Annotated in this window: 17 protein-coding genes and 6 tRNA genes; 7 read left to right on the forward strand and 16 right to left on the reverse strand. The window is 45.7% G+C overall.

From position 1 onward, the window contains the following. Positions 1 to 147: 147 nt before the first annotated feature. Together bolA and ACAY30_RS11945 are read right to left on the reverse strand one after the other, a co-directional pair. Positions 148 to 465 (reverse strand): transcriptional regulator BolA, encoded by a 318-nt coding sequence (gene bolA / locus ACAY30_RS11940; protein ID WP_290251016.1) that lies wholly within the window; start codon positions 463 to 465, stop codon positions 148 to 150. A 30-nt stretch (positions 466 to 495) separates the two neighbouring features. After that, the gene (locus ACAY30_RS11945; RefSeq protein ID WP_290251015.1) at positions 496 to 1,161 is read right to left on the reverse strand and encodes an alpha-ketoglutarate-dependent dioxygenase AlkB; all 666 of its coding nucleotides are present in this window, start codon (positions 1,159 to 1,161) and stop codon (positions 496 to 498) included. A 36-nt stretch (positions 1,162 to 1,197) separates the two neighbouring features. Here ACAY30_RS11945 and ACAY30_RS11950 point away from each other — a divergent pair, with 36 nt between their 5' ends. The 6 genes from ACAY30_RS11950 to ACAY30_RS11975 all read left to right on the forward strand — a co-directional run bounded on the left by ACAY30_RS11950 (position 1,198) and on the right by ACAY30_RS11975 (position 7,157). Further along, positions 1,198 to 2,337, forward strand: a complete 1,140-nt coding sequence (locus tag ACAY30_RS11950; RefSeq protein WP_290251014.1) for a methyltransferase — start codon at positions 1,198 to 1,200, stop codon at positions 2,335 to 2,337. Beyond that, positions 2,334 to 2,900: a YajG family lipoprotein gene (locus ACAY30_RS11955; RefSeq protein ID WP_290251013.1), complete on the forward strand. Its 567-nt coding sequence runs from the start codon at positions 2,334 to 2,336 to the stop codon at positions 2,898 to 2,900. The genes ACAY30_RS11950 and ACAY30_RS11955 overlap by 4 nt, the downstream gene beginning before the upstream one ends. 12 nt (positions 2,901 to 2,912) lie before the next feature. Continuing rightward, entirely contained in the window at positions 2,913 to 3,509 is a 597-nt protein-coding gene (locus ACAY30_RS11960; RefSeq protein WP_371190281.1) for a peptidylprolyl isomerase, read from the forward strand. 184 nt (positions 3,510 to 3,693) lie between these two features. Then, positions 3,694 to 4,029, forward strand: a complete 336-nt coding sequence (locus tag ACAY30_RS11965) for a hypothetical protein (RefSeq protein WP_290251011.1) — start codon at positions 3,694 to 3,696, stop codon at positions 4,027 to 4,029. Between the two features lie 76 nt (positions 4,030 to 4,105). After that, positions 4,106 to 5,374: an AmpG family muropeptide MFS transporter gene (locus ACAY30_RS11970; RefSeq protein WP_290251010.1), complete on the forward strand. Its 1,269-nt coding sequence runs from the start codon at positions 4,106 to 4,108 to the stop codon at positions 5,372 to 5,374. Between the two features lie 400 nt (positions 5,375 to 5,774). After that, positions 5,775 to 7,157, forward strand: a complete 1,383-nt coding sequence (locus ACAY30_RS11975; protein ID WP_290251009.1) for a DEAD/DEAH box helicase — start codon at positions 5,775 to 5,777, stop codon at positions 7,155 to 7,157. A 70-nt stretch (positions 7,158 to 7,227) separates the two neighbouring features. Here the strand turns inward: ACAY30_RS11975 and ACAY30_RS11980 are convergent, their stop codons facing one another. From ACAY30_RS11980 to ACAY30_RS12045, 14 genes are all read right to left on the reverse strand, one after another. Next, positions 7,228 to 8,115 (reverse strand): peptidylprolyl isomerase, encoded by an 888-nt coding sequence (locus ACAY30_RS11980; protein ID WP_290251008.1) that lies wholly within the window; start codon positions 8,113 to 8,115, stop codon positions 7,228 to 7,230. Positions 8,116 to 8,271: 156 nt separating this feature from the next. Then, entirely contained in the window at positions 8,272 to 9,402 is a 1,131-nt protein-coding gene (locus ACAY30_RS11985; RefSeq protein WP_290251007.1) for a sodium ion-translocating decarboxylase subunit beta, read from the reverse strand. 9 nt (positions 9,403 to 9,411) lie between these two features. Next, positions 9,412 to 11,217, reverse strand: a complete 1,806-nt coding sequence (gene oadA, locus ACAY30_RS11990) for a sodium-extruding oxaloacetate decarboxylase subunit alpha (RefSeq protein ID WP_290251006.1) — start codon at positions 11,215 to 11,217, stop codon at positions 9,412 to 9,414. 15 nt (positions 11,218 to 11,232) lie between these two features. Then, the gene (locus ACAY30_RS11995; RefSeq protein WP_290251005.1) at positions 11,233 to 11,484 is read right to left on the reverse strand and encodes an OadG family protein; all 252 of its coding nucleotides are present in this window, start codon (positions 11,482 to 11,484) and stop codon (positions 11,233 to 11,235) included. A 906-nt stretch (positions 11,485 to 12,390) separates the two neighbouring features. Continuing rightward, positions 12,391 to 12,467: transfer RNA gene (locus ACAY30_RS12000), tRNA-Arg, on the reverse strand. Between the two features lie 324 nt (positions 12,468 to 12,791). Continuing rightward, positions 12,792 to 12,868: transfer RNA gene (locus ACAY30_RS12005), tRNA-Arg, on the reverse strand. Positions 12,869 to 12,929: 61 nt separating this feature from the next. After that, positions 12,930 to 13,006 (reverse strand) — tRNA-Arg (locus tag ACAY30_RS12010). An 86-nt stretch (positions 13,007 to 13,092) separates the two neighbouring features. Continuing rightward, a tRNA-Arg gene (locus tag ACAY30_RS12015) sits at positions 13,093 to 13,169 on the reverse strand. Between the two features lie 169 nt (positions 13,170 to 13,338). After that, positions 13,339 to 13,415: transfer RNA gene (locus tag ACAY30_RS12020), tRNA-Arg, on the reverse strand. A gap of 16 nt (positions 13,416 to 13,431) precedes the next feature. After that, positions 13,432 to 13,524: transfer RNA gene (locus ACAY30_RS12025), tRNA-Ser, on the reverse strand. A 170-nt stretch (positions 13,525 to 13,694) separates the two neighbouring features. Next, positions 13,695 to 13,889, reverse strand: a complete 195-nt coding sequence (gene csrA, locus ACAY30_RS12030; protein WP_290251004.1) for a carbon storage regulator CsrA — start codon at positions 13,887 to 13,889, stop codon at positions 13,695 to 13,697. Between the two features lie 135 nt (positions 13,890 to 14,024). Beyond that, positions 14,025 to 15,242, reverse strand: a complete 1,218-nt coding sequence (locus ACAY30_RS12035) for an aspartate kinase (protein ID WP_290251003.1) — start codon at positions 15,240 to 15,242, stop codon at positions 14,025 to 14,027. A gap of 16 nt (positions 15,243 to 15,258) precedes the next feature. Next, positions 15,259 to 17,883 carry an alanine--tRNA ligase gene (alaS, locus tag ACAY30_RS12040; protein ID WP_290251002.1) on the reverse strand — a complete coding sequence of 875 codons (2,625 nt, stop codon included), beginning with the start codon at positions 17,881 to 17,883 and terminating at the stop codon, positions 15,259 to 15,261. Positions 17,884 to 17,894: 11 nt separating this feature from the next. Then, the gene (locus ACAY30_RS12045; protein WP_290251001.1) at positions 17,895 to 18,356 is read right to left on the reverse strand and encodes a regulatory protein RecX; all 462 of its coding nucleotides are present in this window, start codon (positions 18,354 to 18,356) and stop codon (positions 17,895 to 17,897) included. Positions 18,357 to 18,603: 247 nt separating this feature from the next. On the opposite strand from ACAY30_RS12045, the gene ACAY30_RS12050 reads away from it, so the two are divergent. Then, positions 18,604 to 21,882 carry a S41 family peptidase gene (locus ACAY30_RS12050; protein ID WP_290251000.1) on the forward strand — a complete coding sequence of 1,093 codons (3,279 nt, stop codon included), beginning with the start codon at positions 18,604 to 18,606 and terminating at the stop codon, positions 21,880 to 21,882. Positions 21,883 to 21,926: the final 44 nt, after the last annotated feature.

Here is a 21,926-nt window from a genome sequence, read left to right on the forward strand (position 1 = left end):
GAGCAAAGGCGCAAAGCCTAAATCTGATACCGCGCGCCTCAGATATTGACGGCCCGGCACACGCTTATAGCGCGAATAAACGTGCGATAAGCAATGGTGACGGTTGCAGACTATCACCGGCAACTTAATAATCAACAAAAGATAAAGTTAGCGCTTACTACCACCTAAACAATCAGGTGAATTAGGCACCGCAGTAGCCGCCATATTTTGCCATTGCTCAAGAGTATAGGTGTGCATAGCTAGGGCGTGGATGGCATGAGCAAGCTCGTCACTTAGCACCTCATTCACTTGGCGGTGACGCGCCAACAAACGCTGTCCGTCAAACTTATCCGAAACAATAATCACTTTAAAATGCGATTCACTTCCCGCAGGAACGTTGTGCATAGAACTTTCGTTAATAACCTGTAAGTGATGGGGCTGAAAATACTGTTGTAGCTTAGTTTCGATAATCGATTGTACACTCATGTCGTTACTTCTCTATATTCGGATTGTGCCTTATTTAGTTAACTTGGCATCAATAAAGCGAAAGGTTAAATTAATACGCCCTGACATCGGCCGTCGCGATTTAGGCACTGCGTGTTGCCACTGTTGTTGCAACGCGCCACGCATAATTAATAGGCTCCCAGATTTTAAAGCCAATTGATGCTTTTCACCAGTGATATTGTGACGCAGGCAAAAGCTGCGTTCACAACCGAAACTCAGTGATGCAATAACGGGTTGTTGCCCCAGTTCTTTTTCGTTGTCACTGTGCCACCCCATTGAATCTTGTTGATGTCGATAAAAATTGGCCAACACCGAATTAAAGCGCTGGTTCGCTACCTGCTGGCAGTGATATTTTAATCCAGATAACAACCAATGCCACGGCTGTGGCTGCAAGGCAACCTGAGAATAGCGATAAACCGCATCTGCATCACCATACCAGGCCTGTAATCTGGGAATGGTGACCATTTTACCAAACAGCTTTATTTGTCCTTGATGCCAACTGAGTTGCTCTTCTAGCGCAGTGAACAAGTGGGGGGCAAGGCGATGTAAAAAATTGGGATAGTAAATGAGTTGCCCATCAATAAGGGCTAACCTATCGCTTAAATCAGGTTCAATACTGACAAGCTTTTGCTCACTATCTATAGTTAAATGGTCTGAGGTTTGCGATAATGCACTCATCACTTATATTCCTATTTACACCGTTGACGTCTGCTCATGCTAAGCCCATTTATTGTTGATGATAAACCACTTCACTTAGAACGCTATCCGCTAGCGCAAGTTAATCGAAGCCTGCAGGCTTGGGATGCCGCTGATGAGTATATCATTAGCTATCTCAGTGAGCAGAACCTTTTACAACAGCCGTTATCCATAGTTATTTTTAACGACCAGTTTGGTGCTCTGACAACGAGCTTATATCAACACAAAATACAGGCGGTTAATGATTCCTTTATCTCGCAACAGGGCATTACCTATAACTTAGAACAAAATGGCTTGGTTCAATCAACTATCCGCTTGCTCTCTAGTGTTGACTCAATCGACAGGCCAGTTGATCTCATTTTATTAAAAATTCCTAAAACGAACAGTTATCTAGAATATCAGCTGCAGCAAATACAACGAATTGCCAGTCCCAAAACTAAGGTGATCAGTGCCGCTCGAGCCAAAGACATCCACAGTTCGACGTTAAAGTTGTTTGAGCAACACTTAGGTCCAACGACAACGTCGTTGGCCGTGAAAAAAGCAAGATTAGTGTTCAGTAGCATCGAACCTAGTCGCAAACAAGACACTAGCCATAACAAAGTATGGCAACTCGATGGAACGTCAATGATGATTAACAACTTAGCCAACGTGTTTTCACGTGACAGAGTGGATATTGGCGGAGCTTTTTTATTACAGCACTTAGACGCTGTCCCAGCCGGTAGTAAAGTTGCAGATTTAGGCTGCGGCAATGGCATTCTCGGGTTATCGTTATTGGCCAATAACGACGACATCGAAGTTGGTTTTTACGACGAATCACATATGGCTATTGCCTCAGCGCGGAAAAATGTCGAACACAACCTTGCCGACAAACTCAACCAGTGCAATTTTGTCGTTGGTGACTGCCTTGGAGACACGCCTGCCAACAGTTTGGATTTGGTGGTTTGCAACCCGCCATTCCATCAACAGCACGCGGTCACAGACCACATTGCTTGGCAAATGTTTAAAGAAAGCCATAAGGCTTTGAAAAAAGGTGGCGAATTAAGGATAATAGGCAACCGCCAGTTAGCTTATCACGTAAAGTTGAAGCGGTTATTTAAACAGTGCCAGACGCTGGCTAGTAATAAAAAATTTGTCATTTTATCAGCGAAAAAGTCATGAAACATAGAATCTTAGCCATTGCCTTCTCCACATTATGTCTTGTCGCATGTGCACAAGAGCCGAGCAGTATCAGCATCAAGCCGGTGGTGTTTCCGCAAACCAATAAAGTATACAACAACACGGTGGCCGAGTTATCGGTTAACGATTTGCGCACCACGGCACACGTTGTTGAGGTGCTATCAGCAAGTCAACCGACCGAATTAATCGCCACTGCTGACTCGCTCAAAGGGGTATTACACCAAGAGTTTAGTAATCAATTGGCGGCTCAAGGCTTAAAGTTGACGAAAAAAGCCCCTGTCAACATTAAGTTTAATGTCGAGCGCGCACGCACCTTCGTTAATCAAGACGTTTTGGATTATCGCGCCAATACCATCATTAAATTATTGGTCAACGTCGAAACCAACAAGCAAGTGATGTCTAAAACCTTTACTCTGCGCGCAACCAGTCGCGGCCCGTTAACGGCAGACTTAGACGATTTACAGAAAAACTTTAACCGTCAGTTGGCCAAACTCATCACCCAAGTGGTTGAAGACGAGCAATTACAGAAATTTATTCAAGGATAAACCATGTTGCGCCTGTTATTGATACTGAGCTGTTTGCTGTTCACCGCGCCATCATGGTCGGCAAAGCAAGCCATCATTGATGGCAACAATTTGTACCCACAAGTAAAACTAGAAACCTCAATGGGGGTTATTATTGTCGAACTCGACCGGGTTAAGGCACCACTGGCGGTGAATAACTTTTTGTGGCATGTGGTCAGTAAAGAGTACGACAACACCTTGTTTCATCGAGTAATCGAAGACTTTGTCGTGCAAGGTGGTGGTTTTGATCGCAACTTTATTCCGCGCAAAGAACCAGAGCCTATTTTTAATGAATCGGGCAACGGTTTAAAGAACAGTTACGGCACCATAGCCATGGCGCGCCAATACGACCCGCACAGTGCAACACGCCAATTCTACTTTAATGTTGGCGATAACGCCGATCTCGATCCGGGACGCAACTGGGGCTACACCGTTTTTGGCATTGTCACCTCTGGCGATGCGGTGCTCAATAAAATGGCTTCAGTCGAAACCGACTTCAATGAACAACAAGGTTGGCCAGATGTCCCGGTAGAGCCACTCATTTTACTCAAAGCAACCTTATTACCGGCGGATTACATCCATCAGGAATAACATTTAAAAGTCTGTAACTAAATAATTTTCTGTGTTATTTTTGATGACCAAATGTAAAACCTGATGGCAATTTACTCGCCCCAATAGGCTTTCTTATCGAGCGTTGATATAAGCCGTAAACCTCAACTACCACGGAAGGCAGTTTAAATTGCGAACACAACAATAATAATAACGCGGAGTATCTGTGTACGTAGAAAGTTTTATTAATGAAAAAATTTCTCAGTTAGTTTATTACCTTAAGGCGCTGCTTAAAAATTCAATTCACTACACCGAAGTAGATACCTTTATTTGGGACTGCTTTGAAGAGTGGGGCCAGCTAAATGTTACTGACGACACCCCCTACTGCGCCAAGGAGCGGGTATTTTGGCATTTAATTCACGAAATAAAATTAGCGTCATTAGGCAATGTGCAAAGTGACATGGCACTGCGCAATGAAATTCAAGTTTGTGTGAATTTTTTAACCGACCAAGGACGTTACCCCGTTCACTGTGTTGGTTGGCGCCCCGTTGCAGAATTTTAATCACCAGCCGCTTTTTTTAACGGCGGCTATCTGTTAGCCTAGCGACATAACAACAACGGTATATTAGGTTCCATTCATGGCCGAGCGCCAAGCCCCAAACACAGCATCTGTCGGTATCATTGATACCATTTTCAATAAACGCATGTTGATCTGTATTTTCACCGGCTTCAGCTCGGGCATGCCTTTGTTTTTTCTCTACCAACTGGTTCCTGGCTGGTTGCGCAATGAAGGGGTTAGCCTCGCCGAAATTGGTTTGTTTTCGTTAATTGGCATTCCCTATGTTTGGAAGTTTGTCTGGTCTCCCGCTATGGACAGATATAGCTTACCGTTTTTAGGACGACGACGCGGCTGGATGCTACTCACGCAAATAGCCTTATTGATATCCATTGCCTCTTTCGCCTACATTGACCCGCAAATGGATATCTGGGCGGTCGCCTATTTGGCCGCTGCCGTGGCGTTCTTTAGCGCTAGCCAAGATATCGTGCTCGATGCGTATCGACGTGAATTGTTGCTCGATCACGAGCTGGGCCTCGGTAATTCACTGCATGTTCAGGCATACCGTTTATCCGGTTTAGTGCCCGGGTCTCTGGGGTTTATTTTGGCCGATCAAATGCCTTGGTCGATGGTATTTATTGTCATTGCCGCCTTTATGCTAATTGGCGTCATTATGACCTTGTCGGTAAAGGAAGCGCATATTAACGGCAACACCCCAAAAACGCTTCATCAGGCAGTTACCTTGCCGTTTAAAGAATTTGTGCAACGTCAAGGCCTGCGTTCCGCCCTACTTATTCTGTGTTTTCTGTTTTTATATAAACTTGGCGATAATATGGCGACGGCGTTACAAACTCCGTTTTTTATTGATCTCGGCTTTTCTAACACCGATATAGGGGTCATTGCGAAAAGCGCATCATTAATTGCGATGACCATCGGCTTGGCATTTGGCGGTATCATCATGATTAAACTGTCGATAAATCGCGCGCTGTGGATTTTCGGTTTTGTGCAAATCATTTCAATATTGGGTTTCGCCGCATTAGCAGAAATCGGCGATAACAACCTTGCTCTGGCACTGGCCATGGGGTTTGAATACCTCGGTGTTGGTTTAGGCACGGCAGCGTTTACCGCCTATATCGCCAAAAATACCAACCCCGCATTTGCCGCAACCCAATTTGCGTTGTTTACTGCACTCACCGCCTTACCGCGTACGTTTGCCAATGCAAGTACCGGATTTATCGTGGAACACGTAGGTTGGACCTCGTTTTTCTTATTGTGTACAGCACTCGCCGTACCCGGTATGCTGATGTTATTGAAAGTGGCACCGTGGCGAGAACAGCCGAGTTCACAATAGTCCTTAACAAGGGTCGATAAATTGTTCTATAGTTAGCAAAACAACAATTACATATTACTAAAATTTTAAGGTTGCTCATGTTGTTACGTTTGTTTTTTATTCTTCCCGTGATTATGTGTTTAATTTGGTGGTGGTACCTTAAATCACATAATTACTCGGTAAAGCAAGGTATGAAAGGGTTTGCCTACATCATAGCGTTTAACTTAATTTTGGTGGGCTTTTTTTCGCTAATGATTCACTTAACCCGCTAACCCTTGGCAATTAGATCGCACCTTTGATTGCAACCGCCTACACTATACTGTACATTGCGCCCGCCGTTGCCCTTATATTGCCGACCAAATTGTCGGTGTTAGCATGACAATGCGCATATCATTAATCGTTCAGCAATCAGAGAGTGACTATGAGTTTTGAAACTCTAGGCTTACGCCCGCAAATATTATCGGCTTTACAAGACAAAGGCTACACCACCCCATCCCCCATTCAACAACAAGCGATACCGGCTGTATTGTCTGGTCGAGATGTGATGGCAGCAGCGCAAACCGGAACAGGTAAAACCGCCGGTTTTACCCTACCCATATTACAGCGCTTAGATAACGACAAAAAAACGCGCCCAAATCACATCCGCGCCTTAATCTTAACCCCGACACGCGAATTAGCGGCTCAGGTAGGCGATAACGTTGCCACCTATTCAAAAAACCTAAACTTGAGCAGTGACATCGTCTTTGGTGGGGTGAAAATTAATCCGCAAATGATGCGCCTGAGAAAAGGCATTGATATCTTGGTCGCAACGCCTGGGCGATTACTCGATTTGTATCAACAAAACGCAGTAAAATTTAATCAAGTTGAAGTACTGGTGCTCGATGAAGCCGACCGCATGCTTGATATGGGCTTTATCAACGACATTAAAAAGATCATTAAGTTACTGCCACAAAAACGCCAAAATTTATTGTTTTCAGCAACCTTTTCCGATGAAATTCGCGAACTGGCACGCGGTTTAGTCAACGATCCTGTTGAGGTTTCTGTAAATCCGGCTAATACCACAGCGAAAACCGTCGAACAAAAGGTGATCACCACCGACAAAAACAAAAAGCCTCGCTTGCTATCGTATTTAATAGGCCATCACAACTGGCAACAGGTACTGGTGTTTACCAAAACCAAGCACGGCGCAAACCGCTTAACTCGCCACTTAGAAGCCGACGGCATCAAAGCGGCCGCTATTCACGGCAATAAAAGCCAAGGCGCGCGAACCAAAGCTCTGGCGCAGTTTAAAGAAGGTCAAATTCGGGTACTAGTAGCCACCGATATCGCCGCCCGCGGTATTGATATCAATGAGTTAGAGCAAGTGGTCAATTTTGAATTACCACATGTCGCCGAAGATTACGTGCATCGCATAGGTCGCACCGGTCGTGCGGGTAAGAGCGGCAACGCCATTTCCTTGGTTTGCTTTGATGAATTTAAATTGCTAGTAGCCATTGAGCGGCTTACCCAAACACTGCTTCCCCGTGAAGAAGTCGCCGGATTTGAAGCGGGAAACCCAGTGCCTAAATCGCATGATATACGCCCGTTTAAAGCGAAAAAACCCAAAAAGCCAAAAGCAGATAAGGCAGAACATCACGACGGGCAACGAAGCGGTGATGTGGCCAGAGGTCACAAACCGACAGGTAAAAACAAGCGACACATTAAAAAAGACAACCCGTCTGGCAAGTCAACCTCTACAAAGGGCACAGGGCCAAGCACTAAACCAAGTGGTCGACGTCGCAACAACCGCAATGTAGCTGGTTAGTATACTCATCGTTACGACGTTAAACCGACGAAACCGCGGATCCAAACAATTAACGACAGCCTCTGCTTACTCAGTGAGACGCTGTCGTTTTTACCGCTACCTTCTGGTAACACACGTCTAACTTGTTATTGCCTTTATAGTCAAAGAAGTCGTCTTGATACAAGCGTCTTTGCGCGAGTTTCTGACGAAAATGTTCGCTACTGGTGTCTTCAATCCATACCTGTTGATGAGGTGCTTGCTGCGAACCTAAATAAGCGCGTTTGATAATCGTTGCCGATCGCAGATCAGCGAAACCTCCTGCGCCGTTATCGCCCAGTGTTATTCTATACAATGTCTGCCAACCGTCGATTACCCGACCGAATACGCTCATATTGCGATCCAAATGGCGCGGTGGCACGCCGAGCATAATGGCAAAGTCCGTTGTCCCAGAATGAATATCCGTACCCCGCGCCAAGTTGATGACACCCGGACAGTGTATCAACCACTGTTTATTCTCCTGTGGTGAACGAGCTACTGCGAAACCGTTAATAAATCCGGTTTGTGGCGCTAGTAAATCACCGTCTTGAACCAAAGTAAATGGTTCATCGATCGGTCGCTCATCGCCTACCTGTTGACCGACATTCGACTTTTGTGCCTCGATCGGGCGAGTCATTTCAGCCCGAATTGCGTTGCTACTGCCAGTTGACTGTTGATAACCTTGATCACCCGCTTGGACAACAAAGTTCTCTATCACGCGATAAAACGGTAAGCCGTCATAAAAGCCCCGGCGAACAAGCTGTTGTATATGAGCAACATGGCGCGGGGCAAAAAACTCGGCGAGTTCAATCGTGATCAAGCCATGTTCAGTTTCAATGTACAGTAGATTTTGTTGGTCAACCAAACGCCAAGTAGGTTGTTGACCGTGTACATTGAAGCTCAACCATATTAATAACACCGCCAATGCTCTCAATATGATCACTGCGTATCTCCATTATTCATTGTGCTGTAAAAAAAACTGAGTCCGACATCGGTTAAGCTTTTAGCCCCTCGACCTTGTTCAGCCAATAAAAAAGCCACATCATCAATTCGCTTATGTGGCTCTCACTCATCAACTAGTAACCATTTTTTAATTTGACTAGCCAACTAACGCCAATAAAACACCGGCGGCAACCGCAGAGCCTAAAACCCCAGCAACATTTGGCCCCATCGCGTGCATTAACAAGAAGTTATGGGCATTTGATTCAAGCCCTACTTTGTTTACCACCCTCGCAGCCATCGGCACCGCTGACACCCCTGCAGCGCCAACCAATGGATTGATAGGTTCGCTCGATAGCTTGCTCATTAGTTTAGCCATTAACACCCCTGCAGCCGTACCGATTGAAAACGCAACAGCACCTAATGCCAGTATACCGAGTGTCTCAACGTTGAGAAATGATTCTGCACTTAACTTCGAGCCAACCCCTAAGCCTAAGAATATCGTTACGATATTGATCAGTTCGTTTTGCGCTGTCGCACTTAATCGATCGACCACACCACATTCGCGCATGAGGTTGCCTAAGCAGAACATACCAACCAACGGCGTTGCCGCCGGCAAGAAAAAGATGGTCAACATCAACACCGCTAATGGAAATAGAATTTTCTCTAGCTTGGTTACATGACGCAGCTGTTTCATTTCGATTCTGCGCTCTTTTTCACTGGTTAGTGCCTTCATGATCGGCGGCTGAATAATCGGTACTAATGCCATATACGAATATGCGGCAACGGCGATGGCGCCCAGTAATTCAGGTGCTAGCTGCGACGCTAAAAAGATCGCCGTCGGCCCATCTGCACCACCAATAATGGCAATGGCTGAGGCGTCTTGCAGAGTAAAATTAAAACCCGGTAGTGCGTTTAATGCGATGGCGCCAAATAAGGTAGCAAAAATACCAAATTGTGCCGCTGCACCAAGCAATAACATACGCGGATTGGCAATTAGCGCACCAAAGTCGGTCATCGCACCGACGCCCATAAAAATTAATAATGGAAAGATGCCGGTGTCGATACCAACGTAGTAGATGTAGTGCAACACGCCACCCGCTTGGCTAAACCCTGCGACCGGTATATTGGTTAAAATGGCGCCAAATCCGATAGGTAACAGCAATAGTGGTTCAAATTTTTTGGCAATTGCCAAATAAAGTAATCCCAAACCGACTAACATCATCACCACCTGGCCAACCTCAAAGTTAGCCAGCCCCGTGGACTGCCAAAGGACATTTAATGAATCCATAACAGCCCCTTACAGTGAAAACAACGGTTCGCCGACGGTGACGCTATCACCTTCATTTACGTGAATAGCCGACACCTGTCCTGAGGCATTCGCGCGAATTTCAGTTTCCATTTTCATCGCTTCCATAATCATTACCACATCGCCTTCTGTGACTTGATCACCGACCTTGACCAGCACCTTAAATACGTTGCCTGCTAGCGGAGCATCTATGGTTACAGAGGCAGTGGGTGATGGGGATAACTGCGCGTGGTTACCAGTTGTTTTGCTCTCATCTCGGGCCACCTCGATACTGTCAATGCTACCTCCCGGTGCAACCACCACGTCATAGACGCGCCCATCAACTTGCACTGCGTAACTCTCAGGTTTTGCAACGTCAACTCCAGTATCGCCGCCAGTATCAGTAACACTGACATCGCTTGCACTCGGAGCTGGTTCAAACGCATCCGGATTATTGCGGTTTTGTAAAAACTTGAGACCTATTTGCGGAAACAAAGCATAAGTTAGTACGTCATCTATCGCCTCGTCAGCTAACACGATGCCCTTTTCCTTAGCTAAGACATTGAGTTCATCGGATAGCTTGTCAAGCTCTGGCTCTAGCGCATCTGCGGGACGAGTTGTTATCGGTTCACTGCCGTCGAGTACCTGTTGTTGCAGCTGCTCGTTAACCGGTGCCGGCGTTGCGCCGTATTCCCCCTTCAGGACGCCAGCGGTTTCTTTGGTTACCGACTTATAACGTTCCCCCGTTAACACATTGAGTACCGCTTGGGTGCCAACTATCTGTGACGTAGGGGTAACCAAAGGGATATAGCCCAAGTCCTTGCGCACTCTAGGTATTTCTTCTAGCACTTCATCAAAGCGATCACTGGCGCCTTGCTCGCGTAACTGATTTTCCATATTGGTTAACATACCACCGGGTACTTGAGCGAGGAGTATGCGTGCATCTACTCCCTTTAAGTTACCTTCAAATTTGGCATATTTAGCCCGCACTTTACGGAAGTAGGCAGCGACTTCAGCAAGTTTTTCTAAATCGAGACCGGTATCTCTATCTCGCCCTTGAACCGTGGCGACAACAGATTCTGTTGGCGAGTGACCATAGGTCATTGCCATTGACGAAATAGAGGTATCAATAACATCAACACCGGCATCAATAGCTTTGATGTGAGTCGCCATACTCAACCCAGTAGTGGCATGACAGTGCAGTGAAATCGGCAATGCAACCTGCTCTTTCAATTTACCGATCAGCTCTTCACCATCGTATGGTTTGAGCAACCCCGCCATATCTTTAATACACAGTGAATGCGCACCCATATCTTGCAAACGCTTAGCCATATCTAACCAGGTGTTGATATTGTGCACTGGTGATTCGGTAAACGACAACGTTCCTTGCGCGTGCGCCCCCACTTTTACCGCGGCTTTGATCGCCGTTTCAAGATTGCGAATATCATTCATTGCATCAAAGATGCGAAACACATCAACGCCGTTAACGTGGGCGCGTTCAACGAACTTTTCTACCACATCATCTGCATAGTGACGGTAACCGAGGATGTTTTGGCCGCGAAACAGCATTTGCTGTTTGGTATTGGGCATGGCTTGTTTTAGTTTTCGAATGCGCTCCCAAGGATCTTCACCTAAGTAACGAATACACGAATCAAACGTCGCCCCTCCCCATGACTCAATCGACCAGAAGCCAATTTCATCCATCGTTTTAGCTATCGGTAGCATATCTTCTATGCGCAGGCGCGTCGCAAGTAACGATTGGTGACCATCGCGCAACACAAGCTCAGTAATGCCTAGTTTAGCTGAAGAGTTGGACATAACGTGCTCCTAATATTATTTGTTTGGTTTTCGGTATTGAGCAATGGCAGCGGTAATCGCCGCGACAACTTGCGGCGACACTTTAGTGCCATCGGCCGAGGAGACTGAAGAGGTCCTGGTTACCGGTACCGATTCAGGAAAAAGGCTGGCGACATAAGCAAGTAATTTAATGGCGTAAATAAGCACACCTAAAAAGGCAAACACAAAACCCATGCCAACCAATAACAGGCCAGCAGCTTCGATAAAAATTTGTGATAAGTTATCCATAGTCATTCAAAATGCTTTTGTCGATTAATCTAAGTTAGAATAATCACTCAAAATCTAAATGGCAATGATAATTGTAAAGTAAATGATAAAAACGTTAACACAATGTTAGTGCAATATAGTTTCAATTGCGTTCGATATTGACAGTATGATGGGAACTGGCAGGCACAAATAACCAATATAAAAACCGACAACGAGCCGTGATTGTTGAAATATAGCGAGTAAAATAAAGCCTTAAACCTTAATACCATAAAGAAAAAAAGCCCGACTAACAAGTCGGGCTTTTTCAATAGTTGCGGACACGGCAAGAGTCGAACCTACAACCGCCTAGGCTCTTATATTAGGCCAGGTACTACCCTGGCGAATCAGGCGAGTTATATAGCAATAAAGCCTCAAAATTTGTAAGAGCTAAAAAGCAAAAAACCCGACTAACAAGTCGGGCTTTTTCAATAGTGGCGGACACGGCAGGAGTCGAACCTACAACCGCCTGGGCTCTTGTATTAGTGCCAGGTACTACCCTGGCGAATCAGGCGATTACAATAGAATCTTATACTTAAATGCCAGAAAGCAAAAAACCCGACTAACAAGTCGGGCTTTTTTAATAATGGCGGACACGGCAGGAGTCGAACCTACAACCGCCTGGGCTCTTGTATTAGTGCCAGGTACTACCCTGGCGAATCAGGTGATTACAATAGAATCTTATACTTAAATGCCAGAAAGCAAAAAGCCCGACTAACAAGTCGGGCTTTTTCAATTGTGGCGGACACGGCAGGAGTCGAACCTACAACCGCCTGGGCTCTTGTATTAGTGCCAGGTACTACCCTGGCGAATCAGGCGATTACAATAGAATCTTATACTTAAATGCCAAAAAGCAAAAAACCCGACTAACAAGTCGGGCTTTTTTAATAATGGCGGACACGGCAGGAGTCGAACCTGCGACCGCCTGGTTCGTAGCCAGGTACTCTATCCAGCTGAGCTACGTGTCCGCGGTCGGTAGTTTTAAGTGATACCTCACTTGATTGTATACCACTTTCAAAATTTTGAAAGTAGCGGACACGGTAAGAATGAATCCACACCGCCTGGGCTCTTATATTAGAGCCAGGTACTTCCTGGCGAACCAGGTTGCAGCCCCCTATTTATTTAACCACTCTAGGAATAAGTGGCGGACACGGCAAGAATGAATCTACACCGCCTGGGCTCTTATATTAGAGCCAGGTACTACCCTGGCGAATCAGGCGATTACAATAGAATCTTATACTTAAATGCCAGAAAGCAAAAAACCCGACTAACAAGTCGGGCTTTTTCAATAGTGGCGGACACGGCAGGAGTCGAACCTGCGACCGCCTGGTTCGTAGCCAGGTACTCTATCCAGCTGAGCTACGTGTCCGCGGTCGGTAGTTTTAAGTGATACCTCACTTGATTGTATACCACTTTCAAAATTTTGAAAGTGGCGGACACGGCAGGAGTCGAACCTGCGACCGCCTGGTTCGTAGCCAGGTACTCTATCCAGCTGAGCTACGTGTCCGCAATCGAAAACTAGTTCACTTGCTAGTGCAAGCCCTGATATTTCAGGGAATAAAAAACCGACCTATGGTCGGTTTCTAAAAATAGTGGCGGACACGGCAGGAGTCGAACCTGCGACCGCCTGGTTCGTAGCCAGGTACTCTATCCAGCTGAGCTACGTGTCCGCGGTCGGTAGTTTTAAGTGATACCTCACTTCATTGCATACCACCTCTAAGAGAAGTGGCGGACACGGCAAGAATGAATCTACACCGCCTGGGCTCTTATATTAGAGCCAGGTACTTCCTGGCGAACCAGGTTGCAGCCCCCTATTTATTTAACCACTCTAGGAATAAGTGGCGGACACGGCAGGAGTCGAACCTGCGACCGCCTGGTTCGTAGCCAGGTACTCTATCCAGCTGAGCTACGTGTCCGCAATCAATTTTCGAATGGCGGTGAGGGAGGGATTCGAACCCTCGATACAGCTACAAACTGTATACTCCCTTAGCAGGGGAGCGCCTTCAGCCTCTCGGCCACCTCACCGTTTCGATGGCGTGCATATTAATAGATTCGAAAAATAAGTCAACGGATTTTTGTGTCTTTTTTTCTGTTTGCTCACAATTCAATCAAACAGAGCATTTTTCAATTAAATATGCCAAACGACGCAACACTATAGCAACAAATGCCGCGTCTATTTTTACATCTAGGTGAGGTTATGGATTATCCGAAGAACTCGGTTCATCTTTTTCTGCCTGGATTCGCATGTAAATTTCTTCACGATGTACAGAAACTTCTTTCGGTGCATTTACACCAATGCGAACTTGGTTCCCTTTTACCCCTAAAACTGTGACGGTGATATCATCACCAACCATCAGAGTTTCACCTACTCTACGAGTTAATATAAGCATCCTACTGCTCCCTTTTCATTTAGTCAGAAATCAATCGCTATGTTATCAGAGTGACGGCATCAAAAACTAGCCCCTGTTCTTTTTTATAGCGACTCAATGTAAATTTAGCAAAAAAACAAAAAAAAACTTAATAAACTAGTTATTTAAATTAAATTTTGTCATCAACAAACGAACCGTTTTTTCACCATCATCGCTGGCTACCAGTACCGACAGTTTTATTTCAGCGGTCGAGACCAGGTGGATATCAATATCATTTTCTTGTAACGTTGAAAACACATCTGCTGCTACCCCGCTGTGTGAGCGCATGCCATTGCCAATTACCGATACTTTACTGAGCGATTTTAGGCATTGATAGCGGGATATGGCTTTATCAATGAGCAAATCTTTACACAAGTTATCCGTCATCACCATGTCTTTACGATTAATGGTGAAATTAAGATCGTTGGCTTGCTCGCTGAGATGGTGTGAAATCATATCCACTTCCACTGCGTGCTCTGCCAAATCATTGAAAACACGCGTGCGTAGTTGTGCAATATGCTCCGTTGCCTCCAAGGTAAATAATACCTCATCCGTTTGGCACGCAATCGCAGTTACTGGATGCTGCTTGTCCACTTCGCCTTCGTAGCAAATTTGGGTGCCATCGGTGGTGCCATCGGTAAAGCTAGACAACACACGCAGTGGCATCTTGTTTTGCCCTGCAAATTCAACCGAACGAGATTGTAAAACCTTGGCGCCGGCACTAGCCAACTCAAGCATCTCTTCAAAGGTGATGTAATCGAGCTTTTTGGCGCGTTCATCAATGCGTGGATCGGTGGTATACACGCCATCAACATCGGTAAATATTTGGCATTCTTTAGCTCGTATTGCACTGGCGATCGCCACCGCAGACGTATCTGAGCCACCACGCCCCAGTGTCGTCACATTGCCTTCGCTATCCATTCCCTGAAAACCAGCCACGATCACGATATGACCGCGTTGTAACTCACCATAAATGCGATTGGTATCAATGTGCTTAATACGAGCTTTGTTAAAGCGGTTATCGGTTAACAAACCAATTTGATGAGCCAACAGTGAAATTGCCGAATAACCTCGCTTAATGAGTGCCATCGCCAATAAGGCTATCGTCACCTGCTCGCCACTGGCAAGCAACATATCGAGTTCTCGCGGCGATGGATTTTTATCGATTTGCGAAGCGAGTTCAACCAAGCGATTGGTATCACCCGCCATCGCAGAAACCACCACCACCAGAGAATGCCCTTGATTCTTGGTGGCGATAATTTGCTCAGCGACTTTTTCAATACGAGAAGGGGAACCAACAGAGGTTCCCCCGAATTTTTGTACAATAATAGCCATTAAGCCAATTCGTCCATTACAACTTATCTGCCAGCCACGGCTCAACGCTGGCTAACGCTGCAGCTATGTTTTCAGGTTGAGTACCGCCGGCCTGGGCCATATCAGGACGTCCACCGCCCTTACCGCCAACCTGTTCGGCAACCATTTTCACTAAATCACCGGCTTTCACTTTACCTATTAAGTCTTTGGTTACACCCGCAATCAAGTTTACTTTGCCGTTGTTCGCCAATGCTAACATAACGATACCTGAGCCCATTTTGTTCTTCAGATCATCAACCATGTCGCGTAACGCTTTAGGATCAGCCCCTTCAACATCAGCAATCAAGGCTTTAACACCGTTGACTTCAATCGCTTTTGACAGCAAATCAGAGCCGGCTGCCGCAGCGAGTTTTTGCTGTAAAGCAGCAAGTTCTTTTTCAAGTTGCTTGGTCTTAATGATTACCTGTTCAACCTTGCCTAAGGTGTTAGCCGCATCAGATTTCACTAAAGCTGCAATGGCATCAAGCTTCGCTGCTTGCTCGTCAACATAATCAAGTGCTGCGTCGGCAGTTACCGCTTCAATACGGCGAATACCAGCAGCAATACCGCCTTCAGATACAATCTTGAACAGGCCGATATCACCAGTGCGATTAACGTGCACACCACCACATAATTCGGTAGAGGTATTACCTAGAGTAATTACACGCACCTCATCTTCGTACTTCTCACCAAATAAGGCCATAGCGCCTTTTTCTTTAGCTGCATCAATATGCATTAACTCAGCCTGTTGAGCATGGTTAGCTCGAATTTGCTCGTTCACCATACGCTCAGCTTGTTGCAGCTGTGCCGCCGTTACGCCTTCAAAGTGCGAGAAGTCAAAACGCAATTTTTGATCATCTACCAATGAACCTTTTTGCGTTACGTGCTCACCTAATACGCTGCGAAGAGCCGAGTGCAATAAGTGCGTTGCCGAGTGGTTTTTAATGATCTTTGTACGACGTACGCTGTCGATAACAGCTTCGGCTTTGCTGTTTAATTGGATATCTGCTTTTGCTTCACCGTGATGGGCAATCGCGTTACCTAATTTTTGCGTATCGGTAACGACAAACTCACCAGAGGCCGTTTTGATCACACCTGTATCGCCAACTTGACCACCTGATTCAGCGTAAAACGGTGTTGCATCTAAAATCAGCACGCCCTTTTCGCCAGCTGACAGGGTGTTTACCGGACCTTCGCTGTTGAATAACTCAACGATTGTGGCGTTAAAGCTGTGCTTATCGTAGCCTTCAAAGTTAGAGGTTTTGTCTGACTTTAACGACTCATTGTAATCAGCCCCAAAGTTACTGGCTTTCTGTGCACGCTCGCGTTGTGCTTGCATCTCGCTGTCAAAGCCTTCTTGGTCAATCGCGATGTTGTTTTCACGCGCGATATCGGCGGTTAAATCTGCTGGGAAACCGTAAGTGTCGTATAACTTAAATACATCTTTGCCGGCAATGGTATTGCCTTCAAGGTTAGCGATAACATCGTTAAGCAAGTTCATACCGCGATCAAGGGTACGTCTAAATTGCTCTTCTTCAACTTTAAGGATTTTTTCCAACACGCTGCGCTGTTGCTCTAGCTCTGGGTATGCGTCACCCATTTGCTCAATTAATGCCGCCACAAGCTTGTAGAAGAATACGTCTTTAGAGCCCAAGATGTGACCATGGCGAATCGCACGACGAATAATACGGCGCAACACATAACCGCGACCTTCGTTTGACGGCATCACACCATCGGTGATTAAGAAGCTACACGAACGAATATGGTCGGCAATAACCCGCAGTGATTTATTGTCTAAATCGCTAACACTTAAGATTTCAGCGGCCGCCTTGATCAAGCCTTGGAAAATATCGATTTCGTAGTTTGAATGCACGCCTTGCATAATCGCTGCAATACGCTCTAAACCCATACCGGTATCTACAGACGGTTTTGGTAATGGTTCCATAGTACCGTCAGCGTGACGATTAAATTGCATGAATACCAAGTTCCAAATTTCGATGAAGCGATCGCCATCTTCTTCTGGTGAGCCTGGAGGACCACCCCAAATGTGCTCGCCGTGATCGTAGAAAATTTCGCTACACGGACCACAAGGGCCAGTATCACCCATCGACCAGAAGTTATCTGACTCGTATTTTTTACCGCCTTTTTTGTCACCAATGCGTACAATTTTTTCGGCAGGAACACCAATTTCTTGGTTCCAAATAGCGAATGCTTCGTCGTCGGTTTCGTACACAGTCACCATCAGCTTTTCAACAGGTAGCTGCAGTGTTTCGGTCAAGAACGCCCAAGCAAAACGAATTGCGTCTCGCTTGAAGTAGTCACCAAAACTAAAGTTACCTAACATTTCAAAGAAAGTGTGGTGACGTGCAGTGTAACCTACGTTTTCTAGGTCATTGTGTTTACCACCAGCGCGCACACAACGTTGAGAAGATGTAGCTCTTGTATAACTGCGTTTTTCCGCCCCTAGAAATGCATCTTTAAATTGCACCATACCCGCATTAGTAAATAGCAAGGTGGCGTCATTACCTGGTACTAGCGAACTGCTCGCAACGACTTGGTGTTGTTGTTTAGCAAAATGGTCTAGGAATGCCTGTCTAATTTGGGCACTGGATTTAATCATCATCTTCGTCCAATTTAATCTATGCTCATCGCAGCTGAGATCTGTTCGAAATCAAACCCGCGATATTGTAAAAATCTCATGCGTTTGGCTTTGTCTTTTTGATCAACAATGGCGTTATCAGCAAAACGCTTGTGATAAACCTGTTGCGCTAATTCAAACCAATCAACCGCTTCACTTGCAAATGCTTGGTTAATGACACTGCTGTGCAAGCCTTTTTGTTTTAATTCATTGTTGATGTAGGCGTAGCCATAGCCCTTGGCAATCCGTTGTCGCAACATACTTTGCGCGTAACGCAAATCGCTTTGAATATCATGCTCTTGTAGTTTATCGAGCACCACTTCAATGTCATCATCGGCAAAATCTTTTTGTCGTAATTTTTGCTTTAATTCGTCACGCGAATGCTCTCGACGAGCCAAATAATTATAGGCTGCCTTTTTCACTGCTTTGTTGATACTCGGCTCTGTTTGGCTTGTCACGGATAACCTTTTAATGTTTGAAAACTCGCCTATTTTACCGACATAAAAATAAAAATACAGTTGAATAGCCCAGGTATTTTCTGCAAAGCGAAAAAAACTGGTAAATTAACTAACTTTTTTCCAAATGCTAACGTATTAACGCTACAATCGAAACGATTACATACGCTGCGCGTCATTTTCATCCGGCTATGCCGTCGGCGATAATAAATATATAAAAAACAAAAACTAACACAATATAAGGGATCATATGAGGTTAAAGAAGTCGATCATTGCCGGCATCATCGCCCTAGCAACATCACCCGTTAATGCAAAGCAACAACTCGGTTATTTTAGCTCGCCTGCATTGCATCAAGATTCATTGGTGTTCACCGCTGAAGGTGATTTATGGCACAGCAAACTCAATTCAGGTAAAGCCCAGCGATTGACCACGCATGAGAGCATCGAGACCATGGCCAGTATTTCGCCAGACGGTCAATTTATTGCCTATGTTGCCAATTATGAAGGCTCAGATGAGGCTTACCTTATGCCGATAAACGGCGGCAAACCAACGCGCCTTAGCTATGAAAACTCGCGAGTACGCGTGCAAGGTTGGACGCCTTCAGGCGAGGTTATCTACGCCACTAATGCTGGTTTTGGTCCTGCGAATTACTGGACGCTAAAAACCGTCAACCCAGACACACGAGTAAGCAAAGATATCCCACTGGCTGATGCCATTGAAGGCGCTGTATCTAGCGATGGTAAATACCTATTTTTCACCCGCTTTGGTTTGCAAGTTACCGGCGACAACACAAAGGTTTATCGGGGTGGTGCGAAAGGCAAGCTTTGGCGTTGGCAAATGGGCAGTGAACAAGAAGCAACGCCATTAACCCAAAATCACCTAGGTTCAGTGCGTGAACCTATGTACTACAACAATAAAGTGTACTTTGTATCGGACGCCAGCGGCAGCGATAACCTATGGTCGATGAATATTGATGGTAGCGACAAAACGCAGCTAACGACGCACCGAGATTGGTCAATTCGCTTGGCATCGAATCACAACAATACCGTGGTTTACCAATTGGGCGCAGATATTCACCAATTTAACCTTGATGATAACAGCGATAAGCGCATTGACATATCACTTGTTTCTGATTTTAGCGAGCGCCAAGAGCGCTGGGACAATAAGCCGCTAAATTATTTTAACAACGCCGCAGTTGCCCAAAATGGTGACAAAGCGGTGATCACAGCCCGCGGTAAGTTAGCGGTCGCGACAGCAGATAAAAGCCGTTTAATTGAAATAAACACACCGGCACAAAGTCGCAGCCGTAGTGCGGTGTTATCGACAGACGGCAAGTACGTATTTGCTATAAACGACGCTAGTGGAGAACAAGAAATCTGGCGTTTCACTGCCAACGGCGCAGGTGAAGGTAAGCAACTTACCAAAAATGGTAACTCTTTTCGCTGGAATCTGTACCCGTCACCGGATGGAAAATACCTTGCTCACGATGACCGCAATGGCGATTTATGGTTGTTAAATTTGGACACTTTAGCGAACCGTAAAATTGCTAGCAACGGCAGCGGCTTTTCAGCATTTGACTCAGTTGTTTGGTCAAGCGATAGCACGCTAATTGCCTTTAGTGGTGAGCACACCGAACGCCAACGCCGTGGTGTGCGTTTATACTCTGTTAGTGAACAAGCTGAGCAATTTATTACCTCTGATAAATACGAGGCATTCTCACCGGCGTTTTCAACGGATGGGCAGTGGTTATACTTTATTTCTAACCGCCACTTTGCTTCATCACCTACCTCACCATGGGGCGATCGCAATTTAGGCCCGGCGTTTGATAAGCGCGGCCTAATTTATGCCTACCAACTTACTAAAGAAGCAAGCTTCCCGTTTAAAACATTAACTGAGCTTGATCACGCGGCGTCGGAAACAGACAATAATGATAAAGACCAGGACAATAAGGATAACGACAAAGCCAAAGTAAACTGGCAAGCGATTACCGACAAGCTTTACCAAGTACCCGTTGCAAATGGCAATTACGCGGATCTTAGCGTCAACGATAAAGGTCTATATGTCACCGTAAGAAATGGCACTAAACGCGACATTCAGTTTATTAAATACGCCAACCGCAAGATAAAAGCCGGCACCTACCTCAATGATGTTCGCGGGTATCAGTTAGCAGCCGATGGCAAAACGTTAATGGTTGCCAAGCGAGCGGGTGATGAAACAAAATTGTATTTATTACCCGCCGGTGAAAAAGCGCCCAAAGCGCTAGCCGATCACCAAGTTAATTCAGCACAATGGCAGTTATCGTTCTCGCCTGCCGATGAATGGCAACAAATGTTTGACGATGCATGGCTTATGCACCGCGAGTTTTTATTCGACGTCAATATGCGTGGTCTAGACTGGCAAGCGGTTAAAGAAAAATACCAACCTTTGGTTAACCGCATAACCTCGCGCAGCGAGTTAAACGATATTTTTGCGCAAATGATGGGCGAGCTCAATGCTCTGCACTCGCAAGTACGCGGTGGCGATATGCCAAAAGCAGATAACGCCGCCAACGGCAGCAGTTTAGGTGCGCGTTTTAGCGAGGTGAAAAACGGTGTTCGCATTGATGATATTTTTGATACCGATAAAGACCTACCATCGTTAGCATCACCATTAGCTAAAGCCGAAGTCGATGCCGTCGAGGGCGATATTATTACCCATATCAATAACCAAGCGATTGGTTCGTTAGTGGCAATGCACAAAGCTCTGCGCAATCAAGCTGGTAAGCAAGTGCTGTTAACCATACAGCGCAAAGGCAAAGCTCGCCAAACGGTTGTTGTACCGGTAACAACGCGTAGTGATGCCAATATGCGCTATCTCGATTGGGTAGAGCACAACAAGCAATTGGTCACTAAAGCCAATAACAATATTGGTTATTTACACATGAACGCCATGACTGCAAATGATATTAACAGCTTTGCTCGTGAGTTTTATGCCAATGTCGAAAAAGACGGCTTGATCATAGATGTGCGCCGAAACCGTGGCGGCAATATAGACAGCTGGCTAATTGAAAAACTATTACGCAAAGCATGGATGTTTTGGCAAGAGCGCGACAGCGCACCATACACCAATATGCAGCAAACCTTCCGTGGTCATTTAGTGGTGCTAACCGATCAGCTAACCTACTCTGACGGTGAAACCTTCTCGGCCGCTATTAAGTCACTTGGTTTGGCGCCGCTAATTGGTAAACAAACCGCAGGTGCCGGTGTATGGCTAACGGGTCGTAACCGTTTAACCGATAACGGTATGGCGCGAGTTGCAGAATTACCGCAATACTCACTAGACGGTACGTGGGTAGTAGAAGGTACTGGTGTGTCACCTGATATTGAGGTCGATAACCTACCATACGCTACCTTTAACGGCTTTGATGCCCAGCTACAAAAAGGTATTGAATACCTTAACGACAAACTAAAAGCTGAGCCTATTGCGCCACTAAACGCCAAGCCCATGCCAAAAACAGGCCCGGCAGCGGATGTGATTAAAATTCAGTAACTTCCGGTATTAGTTAGATTAGAAAAGGGCATCATTGATGCCCT

This window comes from Thalassotalea ponticola (assembly GCF_041379045.1).
Lineage (GTDB): Bacteria > Pseudomonadota > Gammaproteobacteria > Enterobacterales > Alteromonadaceae > Thalassotalea_A > Thalassotalea_A ponticola.